4 protein-coding genes are annotated in these 18751 nt (G+C 75.8%); all 4 read right to left on the reverse strand.

Annotated features, from left to right (window positions below; all coding sequences use genetic code 11):
- Position 1 precedes the first annotated feature (1 nt).
- From Cph01nite_RS05255 to Cph01nite_RS05270, 4 genes are read right to left on the reverse strand one after another with little or no spacing between them, the layout of a single operon-like run.
- Positions 2-13405 (reverse strand): LysM peptidoglycan-binding domain-containing protein, encoded by a 13404-nt coding sequence (locus Cph01nite_RS05255; protein ID WP_203671799.1) that lies wholly within the window; start codon positions 13403-13405, stop codon positions 2-4.
- Positions 13402-14253 (reverse strand): hypothetical protein, encoded by an 852-nt coding sequence (locus Cph01nite_RS05260; RefSeq protein WP_203671802.1) that lies wholly within the window; start codon positions 14251-14253, stop codon positions 13402-13404. The genes Cph01nite_RS05255 and Cph01nite_RS05260 overlap by 4 nt, the downstream gene beginning before the upstream one ends.
- Complete coding sequence (locus Cph01nite_RS05265) at positions 14250-15383, reverse strand: HNH endonuclease family protein (RefSeq protein WP_203671805.1); 1134 nt, start codon at positions 15381-15383, stop codon at positions 14250-14252. Before Cph01nite_RS05265 ends, Cph01nite_RS05260 begins: the two co-directional genes overlap by 4 nt.
- A complete protein-coding gene (locus Cph01nite_RS05270; protein WP_203671808.1) occupies positions 15380-18745 on the reverse strand; it encodes a serine/threonine-protein kinase in 3366 nt (1121 codons plus the stop codon). The genes Cph01nite_RS05265 and Cph01nite_RS05270 overlap by 4 nt, the downstream gene beginning before the upstream one ends.
- Positions 18746-18751: the final 6 nt, after the last annotated feature.

An 18751-nucleotide genomic window follows, 5' to 3' on the forward strand; every position in this document is an offset into this window, starting at 1 on the left:
GTCACGGGAACGCGGTCTCGATCCGCGTCAGGATGACGAGCGGACGCGAGACCTCGGCGGTCGAGGTGCCGAACAGGGACAGCTCGAACACGTAGGCGTCGCCGGGCAGCGCGCGCGGCACGGTGGTCGACTCCCAGGCGGCGACCCGGGCCGCCACCAGCTGCGCGAGCGCGTCGATCCCCGCCGCGTCGTCGACCGCGGTGTGCGGCACGAGCAGCACGGGCAGGTGGCTCACGAGCGGGGGCGTCGTCGCGGCCAGCTGCTGGGCGTACCGGCACCCCAGGGTGACCGTGGCCGGCGCCGGCCCGGCACCCGGCGGGCTCAGCAGCTCGGTGAGCATCGTCGTGACGGCCGCCGCGACGTCCGTCGTCGAGCCGACCGGCAGGCGCTGCGAGCAGGTGAGAGCCGGGACGGCCGGGCTCTGCGGGCGGACCCACGGGGTGCGGGACACGAACTCCGGCGCCGTGGGGGCTGTGACCACCAGCCGCTCGTTGCGGGTGAGCATCACCGACGCGACGGCCTGCTGCACGGCCGCGGCGTCCAGCCCTCCGCCGGCCTGCCCGGCTCCCGGGACGACGACCTGCAGGTCCAGCGTGGTGAAGGCCGCGACGCCGGGCGGGACGACGTACGTGCGACTGGTCCCGACCGGGTCCCGGGGCGTCAGCGCGCGTCGTGGCCGGTCGCCGGTCGCCGCGACGTAGACGTCCGGCCAGGGGACGGCGTCCGGGTCCGGCTGCGCGCCGGCCCGGGCGAGGTCCGCGCGTGAGGGACCCTGCCCGCCGCTCGGCGGCACCACGGTGAACGTCAGCTCGGCGAGGGTCACGGGGTCCGTCGCGGCGTCGTAGGTGGTGTCGACCCGGAAGGTGACCGTCGGGGGGTCGACGGCGAGGTCCAGGTCGACCTCATCGGCGCTCATGGCCGCCGCGACGGCGCCGACCAGCGCGGCGAACGTGGTGGCCGTCGCGCTCCCGACCGGGTTCGCGACGCCCAGCGGCAGGTCCTGCAGACGGGCGACGTCCGGCTGCAGGACGGGCCAGACCTCGGCGAACTGGGCGAGACGCGTGACGAGCTCGTCGCTGACGGCCCGCGCGGCGCCGGGGGCGCCGCCGAAGGCGACCTGCAGGTACACGTCGTCCTGGGCGGCCGCGTCCTGCGTGAACGTCAGGTCGAGCTGCCAGGCCTTCGCCTCGGCGATGCCGGCCGGAGCGGTCACGGCTGCGTCGGCCGTCTGCGCCGGCGTCAGCGGCAGCGTCGGGGTGCCGCGCAGCGGCAGCGGGACGACGAGCGGTCCCAGGTCGGTCCGGATCGCCCCGCCGTCGTCCCCGGAGACGATCGGCAGGACCGGCCGCAGCCAGGACGACGACTGGTAGCCGCCTGCCGCCGCGACGTCGTGCACGCGGAACTCGATCTCCTCGATCGGGTAGTCGAGCTCGACGGTGAGGTTGCGGAACGCGGAGTCGGCGGAGGTCGAGAACAGGAAGGTGGCCCTCGAGCCGCCGTCGTGCAGCGACGTCCGCGCGGTGGAGACCGACGTGGCGGGCGTGGGCTGGAGCCCGTGGAACGGCCGCTGCGGGTCGAACCACCCCGTCGTGGCGGCCACCGACGGCTGCACCGCGAGCGTCGGCGCGTCCAGGCCGAGGGCGGCGGCGATGCTCGCCAGCGTGTCGGTCCCCGTGACCGTGTGGTGGTCGTCGCCGACCTGGACCACCGAGCCCGCGACGAGGAGTCCGGTGACGTCCTGGTTGGCGGTCGCGACGTCGGCGACGGTGGTCCCGAACCGCGCGGCGACCGACGTGAACGAGTCGGTGGCGTCCGGGACGCGGCTCAGGCCGACGAGCGGCAGCACCGCGTCCGCGGCGAACAGCGCGACGCCGGGCGCGAGCACCGGTGAGGCGAGCAGGTCCAGGACGGTCGTGCCGAAGTGCGCGGCCAGCATCGCCGGGGTGTCGCCGGGCGCGACGACGACCGGTGGTGCGGTGCCGAACCCGAGCGAGATGCCGGTGGCCAGCAGCCCCGTCCGGTGGGCGAGGAACCCGGCCAGGTACCCCGCGTCCACGCCGTAGTGCGCGACCAGGTCGGCGAGGACCGCGCCGGCCGGCACCCGGTAGCGGCGGGTGGCGCCCTGCCCGGAGACCCGCGGCGCGATCGGGTCCGTGCCGGAGACGACGTGCAGCGTCACCGACGGGCTGAGGATCCCGGCGCGGTCCCGGGTGCCGGGGTCGGTGGCGACGCCGGCCGGCGTGCTGCCGAGGGCGCCGGCGACGTCGGCCAGGGTGTCGGTGGGCAGCACCGTGTGGGTGGCACCCCCGACGCTCACCACGGTCCCGGCGACGAGGAGCCCGGGGACCTGGGCGTTCGCGACCGCGCAGGCGGCGACGTCGACCCCGAGGTACCGCGCGACCGTCGCGAACGAGTCGAGCGGTCCCGGGGTGCGGCGCATCGCGACCGCGTCGATCGTGCCGGTGGCGAACAGCGGGCCCCCGCCCTCCACGGAGAGCCCGGTCGGCAGGTCGGTCACGGCGACCGCGAGGGCCGTGGCGAGCGTGCCGAGCGTGTCCGCGGCGGTGACCTGGTGCGTCCGGGACCCGTACGCCACGGTCGCGCCGACGACGAGCAGCCCCGCGGTGTCCGCGAGGCCGAGCGCCAGCCCCTGCGGGGTCACCCCGTACGCCGCGGCCAGGGTGGTGAAGGTGTCCGCCGGCCCGACGGGGACCGGCTGCCCGAACGGCGACGACACGTCCACGGGGACGTCGATGACCGCGTCGGTCGACACGGCGGTGCCGAGCGCGACGAGCATGCTCTGGTACAGCGCCTCGCGGGCGGCGGCCAGCGCCGGGTCCCCGGCCGGGTCGTCCCGGGTCCCCGGCGGCACGAGGATCTCGGCGACCCTGCCGCGCAGCGCCCCGGCGATCGTCTGCTTGGCGGTCACGACCGCCTCGAGCGAGCTCTGGGCGCCGAGCGAGAACGCGGCCGTGGCCGACGCGGGCGTGAGGAAGTCGTCGACCGCGACCAGGAGCGTCGCGAGCCAGGCGTCCACGTCGACGGACTGGAACGCGTGGTCGGTCGCCTGCCCCAGCGTGCCGGTAGCCGGGTCGTACGGGGCGATCGGCACGTGGGCGACCGAGACGGGTGCGGTGCTCAGCGGCGCCAGGGCGAAGAAGCGCGCCCGGCTGCCGTCCGCCGCGATCCGGGAGAACCCGTCGGGGCCGAGGTCGAGCACCCACACCTGGCGCGACCCGGTGTCGGGCGCGGGGCCGGACGCCAGCTCGAGCCGCTGTGCCGCGAAGGCTGCCCGGAACGCGGTGGCGAGGGGGATGAGGCTCGGGGCGTCGCCACCGGTGGAGGTCGTCGCGGGGGTGACCGGCGTGCTCGCGGTGAGCACCGCCGGGACGTCGGCGAGCTCCGGGTCGACCAGGGCGGCGTCCCGGCTGAGGGTCAGGGTGACCTCCAGCGGGAAGACGGGCGCGGGGACCACGGGGTGGGGCAGCGGCAGGGCGATCGTGGCCGTGCCCGGGGGGACGACGACCGGGCTCGTCGGCTGCAGCAGGTCCGGCACGGTCGCGTTCGCCGCCGCGAGCCCGGGGGCGTCGACCGCGACGCCGTGGCCGGCGAAGCGGGCGGCGACGGAGGCGAGGGTGTCCAGCGCGGTCGCCGTGACCGTGACCGGGGTCCCGCCGCTCCCGGCCGTGAAGACCGCGCCGGGCCGGACGAGCCCGGTGAGCGGCGCGTTCGCCCGGGCCAGGGCGTCCAGCCCGACGCCCAGGTCGGCGGCGAGCCGGGCGAGGGTGCGCGTGCCGACGAGCGGCAGGTCGGTCACGACGAGGGCCGCCGCGGCGACGAGGCCGGTCACGTCGCGGACGGCGTCCGCGAACGCGGGCACGCTCATCCCCCCGGCCGCGGCGGCCAGCGAGGCCAACGTCGAGCCGGCCGCGGTCGTCACCGGCGGCTCGGTGGGCAGGGTCACGCCGGGGACGACGAGGCCCGGCATCGTCGCGTTCGTCACCGCCAGGTCGCCGAGGTCGGTGCCGAGCCGGGCCGCGACCGAGGCGAGCGTCGCCCCCGGGCCGGCGCTCACCCCGGCGACCCGGGCCGTGAGGTCCGGGTCGACCCGCACGGCCCCCGGGATCTCGACGACGGCGCCCTCGCGCAGGGGCGTCAGGGCGTTCGCGACGACGAGCTGGGAGACCGTCGCGCCGACCGCCGCGGCGACGGCCTCGAGCGTCTGACCGGGGATCGGCTGCACGGTCCCGGTGCCGTAGGTCAGCGCGGTGCCGGCGGGGTAGACGCCCGCCGGTCCTGGCCCGGCGAAGTCGACGAGCCGGTCCGTGGTCAGGCTCGGCACCGCGGCGACGACGTCGGCCAGGATCTCGCCCCCCGCGACGACGATCTCCACGACCGCCAGGGTCGCTCCCTCGACGAGCAGCCCCGGCAGGGTCGCCGCCGCCGCGGCCACGTCGGCCACCCCGACCGGCAGGTCGGTGGCGACGAACGACGCGGCCAGGTCGGCGAGCGTGGCGCCGTCGGGGACCTCGACCGACGTGCCGCGCAGCGTGATGGTGACGCCGCCGACGAGCAGACCCGTCCGCTGCGCGTTCGCGGCCGCCAGCGTGGCGACCGTGCACCGCTGGGCGCTCGCGACCGAGGCGAGCGTGTCCCGGGCACCGACCGTGGCGGTCCGGACCCCGAGGGTGTCGGTGGCCGCCGCCGCGACGGGGGCGACCGCCAGCACCGCTCCGACGACGAGCAGGCCCGGCAGTGCGGCGGTCGCGGCGGCCAGGGCCACGACGGTCGTCGTGACGCCCCGGGCGGCGAACCGGGTGACCAGCGACGCGAGGTCGTCGCCGGCGTCGACGCCGAGCGTCACCTGGTCGACCGTCACCGAGGACCCGGCGACGAGCAGCCCGGGCGTCGCCGCGTTCGCCGTCGCCAGGGTCCCGACGGTCGTGTCGACGAGCAGCGCGATCGACGCCAGGGTGTCCCCGGCCCGGACGACGACCGTGCGGACCCCGGTCGTCAGCACCACGCCCGGCGCCAGGGGCAGCGTGGCGTTCTGCGGGAGCCCGACGACCCGGGTCATCGGGACCCCGGTCGCGGCGGCGATGGCGTCGAAGGTGTCCCCGGCGGCGACGACATGCTGCCACCACACGGTGAGCGGCCCGGCGACCAGCGCGTCGGCGTCGGTGCCGGCGTTCACCTGCGCGAGGGCGTCGAGCGTCACCCCGTAGGCACTGCCGACGTCGGCGAGGGTGGTGGTGGCGTCCGGGACGGTCGCGTCCACGGGCTGCAGCGACCGCGCGACCGAGAGGAACAGGCACGCCGCGTCGGCGAACCCCTGCAGCGGCGCGAGCACCGCGGGGCCGGCGCCCGCCGGGCTGCCCGGGGCGTCGAGGGACGTCGTGACGACGGCGGTGAGGTCCGGCCGCCGGACCTGGTAGTGCACCCCGGTGTACCGGACCAGGGCCGCGGCGGCCGCGCGCGCCGCGCTCGTCGGTGTCTGCCCCGGGCCGGGGAGGAACCGGGCGACACCGAAGGTCGCCGCCACGGTGAGCCGCGCGGCGCCGTCCGCGGTGTCGAAGGTGTAGTCCACGGTCGCGCCGGGCCAGCCGGCGACCGCGACGAGCTCGTCGGTGTAGCCGACCGGCACCACCACGTCGTCGAGCGGTGCTGCGGTCCCGACGTCGTTGCCGAAGACGTCCCGGAACCCGAGGCCGAAGGTCGCCTCGCCGCCGAGTCCGGCGTACGGGTCGGCGGCCGCCGGGGGGAGCCCGGCCGGCATCGCGGGCGGGCGGGGCGAGGCGAACCGTGCGACGGGGACGACCTGCTGGAAGTGCCAGACCTCCGGGTCGTCGTTCGACCCGACCAGGGGGAACGCGGCGCGGCCCGGGCGCGGGTCGTCCCCGGGCGGGGGGCTGAGCTCCGTCGGGCCGACGGCCAGGCCCACGACGGCGTCGAACCCGCCCCCGGCGGTGAGCGTCCACCCCAGCAGGCCGGCGAGGCTGCGGGTGCGCTGCCCCGGGTCGGGCGGTTCGAGGCTCGCGTTGCGCCGGGCGAGCTCGACGCCGACGTTGCCCGGGGGGACGGTGGACGTGCGGGTGGTGTCCGAGCCGTCGGAGGCCTCGGCGTACACCGAGACCCGGCTCCGGTCGAGGGCGTCCAGGACCACCGCGACGTCGGTGAAGGGGTGCAGGGTGCGGTCGGGCGTCGCGCCCGTGTGCGATCCCAGCAGGACGACCAGCGACAGCGTGGCCGTGTCGCCGGCGGCGAAGACCGCGTCGGGCAGGCCCGCGCCCCCCGTCGTCACGTAGGTCAGGACGTACCCGCCGGAGGCCGTGACGCTGCACTCCCAGAGCTGCTGCAGGAACGCCCCGGGGGCGGCCAGGGTGGCGTACGCGGAGCCCGCCGGTGGTGGGCCGTCGGCCACGGCGGCCACGGCCGCCCCGCTGTGCGTGTCGGTGGACAGGTTGGTCCGCAGCACCGCCGTGAGCGTCGGGTCGAGCGCGTCCGACTGCTGCCCGGTGCCCGAGCCGGCCGGGGCGTCGTGCAGGAGCGCGACCGCGGCGGTGTCGCCGGAGCCCACCACCCGGGTCCACAGCTCGAGCAGCCTGTCGCGGCCGGACTGCGGGACGCCGAGCAGCGCGTAGGAGTGCGGCAGGTAGCCGGCGGGCCCGGTGACCCGGCGGACCTGGACGGGGACCCGGGTACCCCAGGCGTACGCGGCCACGGGAGTGGGCTGGACCCCGGTCGGTGTGGGCACGCCCGCGACCAGGTCGTACGGGTGCGGGTCGGGCGAGGCGGCGACGCGCGCGAGCAGGTCCGGAGGCAACGGCCACAGCGACGGGGTGGCGTCGACCGGCGCGGTGCCCGTCACGGGCAGGACGGGAGGGACGGCGGCCAGCCACGGCGTGGGTGTGCCGAGCTGGTGCCGGACCGGGCCGGTCTGCAGCAGCGGCAGCCGCGCCGGGCCGCTGAGCAGCTCCGGGTCGAGCGTCCCCGCGGGCCACTGGCGGGTCTGCAGGTCGACGGTCAGGTCGGCGTCGATGCTCGGCTGCGGGACCCGGAGCGTGACACCCACGGGCAGCGCGTCGAGGTCGACGTCGGGGTTCAGCTGCGCCAGACGCGTCGCGTCGGGCAGGCCGTACTGCGCGAGGATCCCGGCGAGGGTGTCCCCCTGGACGGTGACGTGCTCGACGACGAGCGCGAGCCACGGCACCGGCGCGGGGGTCGCCAGGGTGATGTCGATCGCGGCGCTCGGCTGCCCGATCGGCGCCGTGGCGACGGGGAACTGCTGGCCCGTCAGCGTGGCCAGCGGCACGGTCGGCTCGGTCCCGCCCGCCGGGTCGGGCACCTGCAGGCCGTGCAGCAGGAACCGGCTCAGCATGCCTGCGGCGTGCGTCGCGGCCCCGGAGGACCGCAGGGTCGCGACCAGGTCGTCGAGGTCGGCCTGCCGGGCGTCCGGGACGGTCACCGCCGCGCCCAGCACCCCGGTGACGGGGGCCAGCTGGGCGACCAGGTGGTCGACGGTGCAGCCGTAGGACGTCGCCAGCGACGGCAGGGTGTCCGTCGCGGTCGTCGTGTGCGGGACCGTGGGCGGCAGCGCGAGGGTCGCGCCGGGGGCGAGGACCTGCGCGTCCGCGCCGACCAGCGCGAGGTCGCTCACGGTGACGCCGAAGAGGTCGGCGATCGAGGCGAGCGTCGCGCCGTCGACCACGACGTGCGACTGGGCGGGGATGCGGATGGTCGAGCCGGGGGTGATCGTCGGGTCGAGCGCGGCGATGGCGGCCTGCAGGGGTGCCAGGACGCCCGGCGCGGTCTGCAGGGCCGCCGCGTACCCGGCGACCAGGGTCAGCGTGTCGCCCGGCTTGGTGAGGTAGGCGACCGGGTCCCCGGTCGGCTGCAGCCCGTGGTCGGTCACCTCGACGCCCGGGATGCTCAGGGTGACCGGCGTCGTCCCGATCGTGGTGAGGTCGACGCCGGGGTTGGCCGCGGCGACGGCGTTGGCGAACCACCCGGCGTGCTCGAGCGTCGTCACGCCGGCGTTGCGCACCCAGATCACCGCCGTGATCAGCTCGAGCGTGTCGCCGGGGGCCACGAGGTAGCCGAAGGTCGTCCCCGGCGTGCCGCCCGGAGCCTGCGCGACCACCATGGTCGCCCCGGTCGCGAGGAGCCCGGCGTCGTCCTGGTTCGCCACCGCCGGCCCGGTCGGGTCCGGCAACCCGAACCGTGCGGCGATCGAGGCCAGCGTGTCGCCGGCACGCACGCGGGAGGTCAGCCCGCCGAGGGTGAGCGTGACGCCGGCGGCGAGGGGGACGGTGAGGTTCGCGTCCGCGATCCCCACGACCGCCTCGGGGACCGGCACGACCACCGCGGTCCCGGCGGTGGCGGTGGCGAGGTCCAGGCCGGGGTTGGCGGCCTGCAGCGCCGCCGCGTCGACGACGAACCGGGCGGCGAGGGTCGCCAGGACCGTGCCGACGGCGACGTCCGCCGGGAGCAGGACGTACGTGAGCAGCGTCGTCGGCGGCGGGACGGTCAGCGACAGGCCGGGCAGCAGCGGACGGTCGAACGGGACGGTCGGGTTGGCCTCGACGAGGTCGGCGGCGCGGATGCCGAACGCGGTGGCGATCGCGGCGGCGGTGTCGCCCGTGCGGACCGTGTACGCGACGGTCGGGCAGGCGTCCGCGGCGAGCGTCGCGAGGCTGTCGGTGGCGGTCGTCGCGCGGGTCGACGTCCGCAGCGCGTCGGCGCCCGCCTGGACAGCGGCCTTGGCGAGCAGCCGCCAGGCGTCGTCGAACACGAGGGTCGGCAGGGACTTCGTCGTCGCGTCGTCGCCGGGCAGGGCGCGGGCCGGGGCCGGGGGTGCGGCGGGGTCGTGCGCCGTGGCGTCGTCGATCGGCACGGCAAGGCCCGCGAGGATCGCCGCGATCCGCTGCTCGTACGCCGCGTCCACGGGGTTGACCGCCCAGAACTGCACCGGCGCCGCGCCGCCGACGGTCATCTGCAGCGGCGGCATGATCGGCAGCGCCGCCCCACCGGTGTCGGGCGCGCCGCCGTCGCCCGGGCCGGTCAGGCAGCACACGACGTTCGCGCCGAGGAACGCCGAGAGGTTGGCGTACCCGAACGCGTCGTCGCCGTCCGGGGGAGCCGCGAGGTCCTCGGCGATGATGCCGAGGTCCACCGCGGTGACCGGACCGGTGCTCCGCCCGAGCAGCGCGTGGGCACCCCAGCGCAGCAGGGCCTCGAGCAGCCGGTGGAACGCGACGTCGGCGACGTCGGCGCCCGGCGGGACCACGACCTGGCGCAGCTGGTCGGCGGTCGCCGGCTCGGAGGTCGCCGCGGTCGCGACGAACGGGACGAGCACCCCCTGGACGTCGAGCTCGGGACCGCCGGAGACGGTGAGGACGGGAACCACCCGGACGTCGACGGGCACGGGGGCGTGGGCCAGGACGGCCACGGGTGCCCAGTCGAGCCCGCCCGCGGCTCCCAGGGCGGCCGTGCGCCGGGCGAGCGCCCGCGGGTGCCGCGCGGCCACCGCCCCCGGCGCGGGCGACCGGCGCCGGCGCGTGGAGGGTCCGACGGTCGAGGCCGAGCCGGACCCGGGGGCCAGTGCCCACGGCGGGGTGCTCGCCTCGCCGATGAGGAACGACGCGTCGAGGTGCATCTCGAACGAGAAGTGCACGCGGATGAAGAGGATCTTGATGCTGGCGGTGACCTTCACGCCCACGCTGAGCTCGATGAGGATCGGCTGGTAGGCCTCGACGACCAGCGTGGCCCTCGCGTACGCCACGACCGAGATCTGGATGGTGATGATCTTGAAGTCGACGGTGCCGTAGAGCTTGCCGACGATCGCGATGCTGCCCAGCACCCGGTAGTAGCGGTCGCCGTCGGGGCCGGGTCCCGTGGGCTTGAACGGTGCGACGGTGCCCTGCAGCACCCCCTGGACGGTGACGGACAGCCCCGCCGACAACGGGCCCGCGGAGAAGTTCTTGCCGACCCCGATCGCCAGGGCCAGCCCGAGCTCGATCACCGGGGTGAACGAGCCGTTGGTGATCTGCGGCAGTCCGGTGGCGGTCGCGGCGGACAGCTTCGCGAAGTAGAACCCGCCGGCCCCGACGAACGGGAACACCTCGAGGCCGAAGCAGACGGTCCAGTCGTCGTCGTACGGGAACCCGAAGTCGATCGCGAAGTCGCCGTTGGTGTAGATGTCCAGGACGACGACCGGCAGCGTCACCGACACCTCGCCGAACTCCAGGTGCCGCATCGCGTCCGGGAGCTTGAGCTCGATGTGGTAGACCCCGACGCTGTCCGACACCTTGCGGTACAGGATCTGGAAGTCCAGCCCGGCGAAGACGCCGGCGTCCGCACCGGCCAGGGAGATCTGCACCCCGTAGAGCACCGGGTCGTTGAAGACCAGGCCCAGCGTGACCGTGTCCATGACGACGAACCGGGCGCCCACGAGCCACCCGGACGACGCGTCGAAGGCGAGCAGGTCCCAGGGCTGCACCGCGGAGTCGGCGGCGGCGAGCACGGTCTGCTCGAGGTCCGCGAGCACCGCCGGCATCGTCGTGGCCTGCGGGTCGACGAGCACGACGTGCTGGCCCACGCCCAGGTACTTCAGGTCGAGCATCTTGCTGCCGGTGCCGGGCACCGCGGGCGGGCTGCCGTCGAGCAGGTCCCAGGTCAGCGGCTTGTCCGTGGTGTACGTCTGGTCGAGGAACCGCCCGGTGAGGGCGACCTCGACCGTGGCCCGCCCCCCGACGTGGACGTAGGTCAACGAGATCGTCTCGAGGTCGACCAGGCCGAGGTCCTTGCCGACGTGGTACGTCAGCCCGATGGTGCGTCGCGTGAGGTTGGCGACCAACGAGAAGTCGTCGAACCGGATCTGGTTGAGCACGTCCCACGGCGCCGACAGGTGGAAGCCCAGGGACGGGTCGACGAGGTCCACGAGGAACGTCACGACGTCGCCGAAGCTCACGCCGGTGAGCGCCGCGGTCAGGATGCTCTCGCCCGCCGTGCTCGTGGTCAGCGTGCAGGTGAGGGCGAGCTGGTCGAAGCCGAGCACGAACCCGTACACCGGGGCCGTGCCGCCCGCGAACGCGTAGGTGATCCCCAGCTTCAGCTGGTCGCTGCCGAAGTGGCTCTGCAGGCTGCCCGCGAGCCGGCCCGCGAACACGTGGGCGCCGGGCGTGGCCGGGTCGGGGGAGCGGCTGACCGTGGCGGACGCGTCGATCCGGAAGGCGACGTCCCCCAGCGTGAACGGCCAGGTCAGGGCGCCGTCGAAGGTGTAGGAGCCGTCGCCGGTGTCCGCCGTCAGCGACAGCGTGGTGATCTCGAGCCCGGCCACCTGCTGGGGGACGGCCGTGGCCGGGAAGAACCGGTGGACGAGGCCCCCGACCTTCAGCGGCTGCGCCAGCGCGCCGGTGAGGATCCACGCACCGGTGAGCTGCCGCTCGGCGGACACGACGAGGAACAGCGTGTCGGCGACCTCGAGCCGGGCGATCACGGAGCCCGTCACCGCGAGCGTCCCGGACCGCCAGTCGAGCAGCAGACCGGCGGTGACCGACTCGAGCACGAGGTAGTCGGGGACCAGCGTCCACGCCTGGACGGTGTCGACGGTGAGGGCGAACCGCTCGAGCGCAGGCGTGGAGAGGTTGGCGTCGAGCCCCAGCGCCCCGATCTCGAACGCGGCCGTGGCCAGGGTCGGCGGCAGGGTCGCCCCGACGTCGGTGCCGGCCAGCGTGGCGAGGTCGGCGACGGTGGGCAGCGGCACGTGGTCGGCCTGGACGGCGAGGGTCCAGTCGCCGCCCGGTGCCTTCTGGACGGCGATGCCGACGTGCGCCGAGCCGATCGCGAACGTCCCGACGAGCTGCCCGCTGACGGCGGGCGCCGTCAGCGGGTGGGCGACGTCGACCGCGATCATCAGGCCGTCGACGACGAGCTGCCCGGGCAGCACCGGCCACGGCGTCGTGGTCTGCAGCTGCACCGCGACGTCGCTGAGCAGCTCGCCCGACAGGTCGATCGTGACCGACACCGAGGTCAGCCGGAAGCCCCCGGCCAGCCTGCCGGCTCCGGCCGGGAGCAGCTCGGCCAGTCCACCGCCACCGATCACGCGGGTCAGGGCGCCCAGGTCGGCGAGGTCGAGGTCCGGCTCCGAGGTCAGGGTGATCGGCCCCGAGCCGAGCGGCAGGGTCACCATCGCCCCGACCGTCACCCCGGAGCCCAGGGCCATCGCCCCGGACACCCACCCGGACGTGCGGCGCGCCCCGCCGGCGACCGTGGTCACCTGGAGCCCGACGCCGACGGCCGTGAGCTCGACGGCGCCGGGGACCAGGGCCCAGGCCAGCGGGTGGTCCGGGTCGCTGCGCACGACGACCGACAGCCCGCGGAACGTGGTGCGGTCGGCGTCCAGGGAGACCGACAGCTCCGTGACCGGCAGCGAGACCGCGTTCTTCACCGCGTCCGGGACGATGCCGAGCAGCGGCACACCGGTGAGCATGGCCATCACCTGGGTGAGGGTCGCCGCGTGCCCGGGCAGCAGCCCGATCGTCCACGGCCCGGTCACCAGGGGGACGCTCACCGCGACGGGCAGGGTGGTCCCGGCCAGGGTCGCGGTGCCCCACACGCCGACCGACGCGCTGCTGCTCGGGGCACCGTCCTCGTCGAGCACGGCGGAGCCGGCGACCGACAGCGCCAGCCCGCCCAGGGTCACCTTCGCGAGTCCCGCGACGGCCAGCGGCACGGTCAGCGCGGGGTCCGGCGACGGTCCGCGCAGGGTCAGCGACTCGCCGCCCGTCCCGGTGGTGGCCGAGCCCTTCACGGCGACGGTCGCCGTGGCCCAGCCCGGCACCAGGGTGACCGCCGACGCGAGCGGGGGCGAGGACGCGACGACGAGCGAGACCTCCAGGTTCAGCCCGACCGGTTCGACCACCCCGAACGCGTCGGCCGGCCCGGGCTGCGAGCGCAGGCGCAGGACCGCGCTCGCGGGAACGAGGGTCAGCGCGCTCAGGGCCGACGTCGCGAGCATCGGGAAGGTCGTGCCGAGGGTCCAGCCGCTGCCCGTGGGGACGGTGAGATCGACCTGCAGCACCCGCTGCCCCGGGTGGGCCGGGTCGGTCGTGCTGGTGAACACCGCGGTGACGGTCGGGTCGGCGATCCCCAGCAGGGGTGTCGTGCTCGGGCCGACGACCGTCAGGGTGTCCGCGGTCGCGTCGGGCGTGATCGTCGCCGAGCCGGCGAGGACGACGGCACCCACCCCGAGCTGGTCGCCGATGAGCGTGACCAGGGCCGCGCCCGCGGTGCCCAGCGTCGCGGTGTCGAACGGGACGACCCCGCCCGGCCTCGCCGCGAGCGCCGACTGCAGGGCGGCGAGCGTCGGGTCGAGCGCCGCGGCGGCGACCACGTCGCCGCTCACCGGGGCACCGCGCCGAGGAGCGCAGGGAGCCACCCGGGCGGCAGCCAGTCGGTGCGGGTGCCCGGGAACGCCCCGGCGTGGCCGACCAGCGCGGGCCCGGGCGGCCGGGCCGCCGCAGCGAGCCGCCCGGCGGCGGCGACCCGTGCCGGGGGCAGCAGCAGCCGCGGGAGCAGGTCGGAGCCGGGGAACGCGGCACCCAGCACGGTCGCCCACACCGACCAGAAGCCGGAGTGCGTCAGCGCGGTGCGTGCCCGCCCGACCATCGCCTCTCGGGCCACGGGGTCCTCCAGCGCGAGCAGCGGCACGAACCCCTCGGCCAGGTCCCAGGTGCGGGTCCGCAGGTCCGGCCGCGGGTCGTCGGCGAGCAGCCCGTCGTCCGGCAGGAGGCGCGGACGGGTCGGCGCGGCCCCCGCGCGGTCGGCCGCGCCGTTCAGCCCGTAGTGCCGGACCGTCGCGCGGCCCGCGGCGGTGGCGCCGACGGCGACGACGACACGGGTCGGCACGCCGTCGACGTCGACGGTGCGCGGCTCGTAGCGCAGCGGCGAGTCGTCGGTGAGCGTGAACGTGACGTCGGTGGCGGGGTGCAGGACGTCCGCCGGCGTGGGCAGGCCACCGGTCGCGATCGCGCACCCGTCGCACAGCGGCAGGAGCACCGCGAGCGGCTGCTCGCGGGCCGTGCCACCGAGGAACGCGCCGGTGCCGGGGTCGTACAGGGAGGCGCCCACGGTGAGCGGGCGCTCGCAGGCCGCGCAGTACCGGCCCATCGCGTCGTACACGACGTCGACCAGCACGTGCCGGGACCAGGCGGGGTCCCAGGCGGGTCGGGTGAAGGGGCGCACGGCGGTCACGGCACCTGGGTCAGGTCGGTGCCCGGGAACCCGGTGGCGCCGACGCAGGTGGCGAGGAACCGGTCGAGGATCGTCTGCGGCGGGTTCTGCTGGTCGACCATGTTGAGCTGGTCGAGGACCCGGACCCACACGGAGAAGTGGCCGAGGTTCGCCGCCCGGGTCGGCAGGTACGCCCAGTAGTTGGCCCACGACGCGAGGGGGAGCACGGTGAGCGCGCCGATGTCGCCGACCACGGCCAGCCAGGCCCGCGTGCGGTCGAACTCGCGGCCGTCGGACGTGGTCGGGTTCGCCCCGCCACCGCCGGGCTGGTCGAGGCCGAAGTACGTCTGTGCCCGCGTCGCCGCGGCGTTCGCGGGCACGTACCGGACCCGCACGCGCCGCGCGTACTGCTGGGCCGTCGCGTCCAGGAAGATGCTCGCGCGGACCTCGCGCGTCGCGTAGGTGTTGCTCAGCTCGACGATGCCCCAGCGCACGGACTCGGCGGCCGGGACCGGCTGCCAGGCGTTGGTGCTGATGCTGAAGTACTCGAGGCGCGGGGTCAGGTCCTGGTAGGCGGCGGGCATGTCGGGCCACAGGTACCGGTTGCGGCAGCGGGTGAAGTACCCGAGCTCGTCGGCGGGCGCGCCCCCGCCCCACCCGACCACGGTGGCCCGCGAGGGTCCTGTCCCCTTGCCGGTGCCGGCCGTGTTGCAGACCGTGCACGTGAGCAGGAAGTTCGTCCAGGACAGCGAGAAGAGCGGGAAGTTGTCCTTCGGCACCATGTGCTCGACGGCCAGCGGCGAGGGGTTGGGCTTCTCGCAGTAGGCGCAGAACCGGCCCATGTTGGCGATGAGGTCGTTGGCCGAGCGTCGGTACTCGTCCCCGTTCCGCTCGACGATCCGCGGCTTGGCAGCGGTGCGGGCGGGCAGGTTGGCCGGGGCGACGATCTGGGCGGCGGCCGCCTTCGTGACGGTGAGCCAGACGTAGTCGAGCTGGTCCTCCATGTCCGGGTTCGCGCCGATGACGTTCGTCACCGCCGCCTGGTTGTAGGCCAGCGTGTAGTTCTGGAGCGACCCGGTCAGGGTCGCCATGCTGGCCATGTTGATGTTGTACGGGTACGCGTTGCGGGCGCCCCGGTTGAGCGGCCTCACGGCGCGGCCCCCGGGACCTGCTGCAGCGTCGGGGCCGGTGGCTTCGGCGGGTCCTGCGCGTAGCCCCCGTACCAGCCGAGGCTCGGTTGAGACTGCCCGCCGGGGTCACCGAACAGCAGGATCTCCGTCTGCCCGGACGGCGGGAAGGACAGGGACAGCAGGCTGAGCGAGATGTCGTGCAGCGCCAGGACGTACGCGGCGCCGACCTTGCGCAGCGCCAGGGCGGCGATCTTCAGGCGCAGCACGCTCTGCAGGCTCAGCATCCGGTGCGGCCCCCCGGTGCCGGGCAGCTTCAGCCCGACGGCGACGTCGGTCCCCACCCCCGGGGACCACGCCACCAGGAGCGACGCGGTGAACCCCGCCTGCGCGGCGAGCGCCCCGGGCGTGCCGAGCGCGAGGTCGGCGACCATGCCGAACCACGGTGCCGTCATCGCGCCCTGGCTCAGCGGCACGTCGACGGGCAGGAACCCCAGGCCCGACGGTGTGGTCGCCGCGTCCTGGGAGCCGGCGGCGGGCGGCAGGGCGTGGACGAACCCGGTGAGGGTCAGGGGGAACGCCTCGAACAGGCTGCCCGGTCGCGGTGAGGTGGCCGCGAGGTCGTACGTCAGCCGGCCGGCGTCGAAGGTGTAGACGCTGCTGGCGGCCGGGTCGCTCGGGTCGTAGCTGAGGTCGACGGCGACGTCGGCGAACGTCAGGGCGCCCGCCGCTGATCCGTCGGCGGCGTCGCCGAAGGAGAACAGGTCGAACGGCCCCGGTCGGAACCGGCAGGTGCCCCAGAACAGGAACCGGGAGAGCGCCGGGACGTGCTGCGCCTCGGCCCGGTCGGCGGGCAGGACCGTCACGAACTGCGCGCGCGTGATGTCGACCCCGGCCAGGACGGCGCTCGTCGGCGCCGTGAACGGGCTGTCGGCCGCCGTCGAGAAGACGTAGCTGCTGGTCGACCCCTGCTGCAGGTAGACGCCGTCGAGCACCACGTTGTTGCCGTGCGCCCCGCCGACGAGCGTGACCGGATCACCGAACAGGGCGTTGACGAGCAGCTCGATCCGGCTGGCGAAGCTGACGACCGTCGACGCCGCGAACCGCACGGTGAGCGTGTTGACCTTGAACCGGTAGTCCGCCCCGGTGCCCACGAGGTCCGCCGGGTCGTCGTAGGCGACGAGCCCGAAGAGGGAGGAGTCCTGCGGGGTGAGGGCCTCGCCGACGGCCTGGACCGGCGTGACCGTCATGCCGAGGTGGTGCGCGACGAACCGCGCGGGGTCGATGCCCGCGGCGATCCCGCTCATCTGCTCGGGCAGGCCGTCGAGCGGGATCCTGCAGCCGAGGACCAGGACGCCGTTCCACGCGGGGTCCGTCGCGAGGGCGGCGAACGGCGCGAGGTCGGGGTCGCCGCCTCCCGCGGGGTCGGCGCGGGTGAGGGCGTCGCGGACGAGATCGAGCAGCCGCTGCTGCTGGGCCGCCAGCGCCGCAGCGTCGCCGCCGTTGAGGGTCTCGGCCAGGGCCCACGCGCCGGTGTCCTGGAGCAGGTCGAGCAGGGAGCGTCCGGCGAACTTGAGGATCAGGGCCGTCCCGCGGGCGGCCCAGCCGTCCGCGAGCACGTCGAAGGTCCAGGTGTCGGAGTCGTTCAGCGCGATCGTCAGCCTGCCGGCGTCCTCGGTGAGCGTCGCCAGCCGGCCCAGCGCCTCACGGTCGGTGGCGACGAGGAACAGCTGGCTCGACTGGAACGCCTCGACGAGCGGCGGCTGCAGGTCACCGAGCACGAGCCGGCGGGACCCCGCCTGCGACTGGCCGAGCAGCAGAGACATCCCCGCGTCGTCGAACGTCGCGTACAGCCCCTGCGGGGTGGTCGCGGCGGTGACGGCGCCGGCGAGCGCGACGCCCTGCCGCTGCCCGTGAGGACTGCCCGGTCCGACGGGCTGCGCTGCGGCGACGGCGCTGATCGCCAGTCGCCGCGCCGGGCAGATCGCGAGCTGCTCGAGGGTCTGCGCGGCCGTCCCGTCGTCGCCGGTCAGCCCGGTGAGCCCGACCATCGGGAAGAGCGTCGGCGGTGTGGCTGCCGGGTCGAACCCGGCGGGCAGCGCGGTGCCCGCCAGCTCGAGGTAGCCGAGGATCGTCGGGTCCGTCGCGCCGGTGCGCGCGTCCGGAGCTCGCCCGTCGCTCGCGGGCGGGTGGTAGAGCGTCGCGGCGTCGGCCTGGGCGTGGTAGACGGCCGAGGAGGCCTCAGGGCCGACGACGTACACCCAGGACGTCGTCACGTCCGCGGTGAGCCCGGATGCGGCGTGGGCGGGCTGCCCCGGGACGAAGTGCACCGTGCTGCCGGGCACCGCGGTCGTGGTGAGGTACTCCACGCCCGACCCGCCGCACATCAGCTGCGGCGGTGAGCCGGCCCCCGCAGCGGTGTCCGCGACGGTGAACGCCCCGGACGGGACGAGCGTGTACGGGTCGGTGTCGCGGGCGGGCACCGTCAGGGCGCGGACCGCAGGGACGAACCCGCAGGGCGCCGCCGGGTCGGCCCCGGCGACCAGCGTGACCGCCCGCCCGGTCGTCGTCACCAGCGACGAGGTGAGGGCGGTCCCCGCGGCCAGGGCGAAGAGGGTCCGGGACGCCAGGGTCGGGTGCAGCGGGTCGAGGGTGACGGCCAGCGGCAGCGTCGCCGGCGGCGGGACCAGCAAGGGGTACCGGTACGACGCGGTGGTCCATGTCGGCACGCCTCCGACGACCGCGGGGGCGCCCGGGGTCGAGTACCGGATGCCGAGGTCGAGCCGGTCGACGTCGGGGGCGTGGGTGGCGCCCGTGTTCTCCAGCGTGGTCCCCAGCGTGAGCGTCCCGGCGACGAGGTCGGTGAACGGCAGGGTGACCGGCCCGTCGACCGGGAGCGTGGTGGCGCCGTACCCCGCGGTCAGGGTCGCCCTGGCCACTCCCGGCGTGACGACCAGGGCGTCCTGAGTCGGGGCCAGGTCGACCGCGGCCCCGCCGGGCACCCACAGGGCGAGGCTGCGCAGGGCGACCTGCGACAGCCCGGTCGTGGCCCGGGGGCCGGGGGCCGTGCCGGACCAGGCGAGCCGGCTGCCGGACCAGGCGGTCGCCGGCACGTCGGGGTCGGGCAGCCACAGGGCGGCCGTGCCGGGGGTGGTCGAGAGGAACGTGCGGAGCTCGGCGAGGAACCCCGTGGGGGAGGCAGGTGCCCGGGCGAGGAACAGGTAGGTGCCCGGGTGGTCCTGCCACGTCTGCGCGAGGGTGAGGCTGTCCGGCGCCCCGTCCGGCGCCGTCGGGGCGAAGGCGACCTGCGCGCCGGCGGCACCGTCGGGCAGGGCGACGGTCAGCGCGTAGTACCCGGGGACCACCCGGGTGAAGGTCGGGGCCACGGGGCT

The organism is Cellulomonas phragmiteti, from assembly GCF_016862775.1.
Classification (GTDB): Bacteria; Actinomycetota; Actinomycetes; order Actinomycetales; family Cellulomonadaceae; genus Cellulomonas; species Cellulomonas phragmiteti.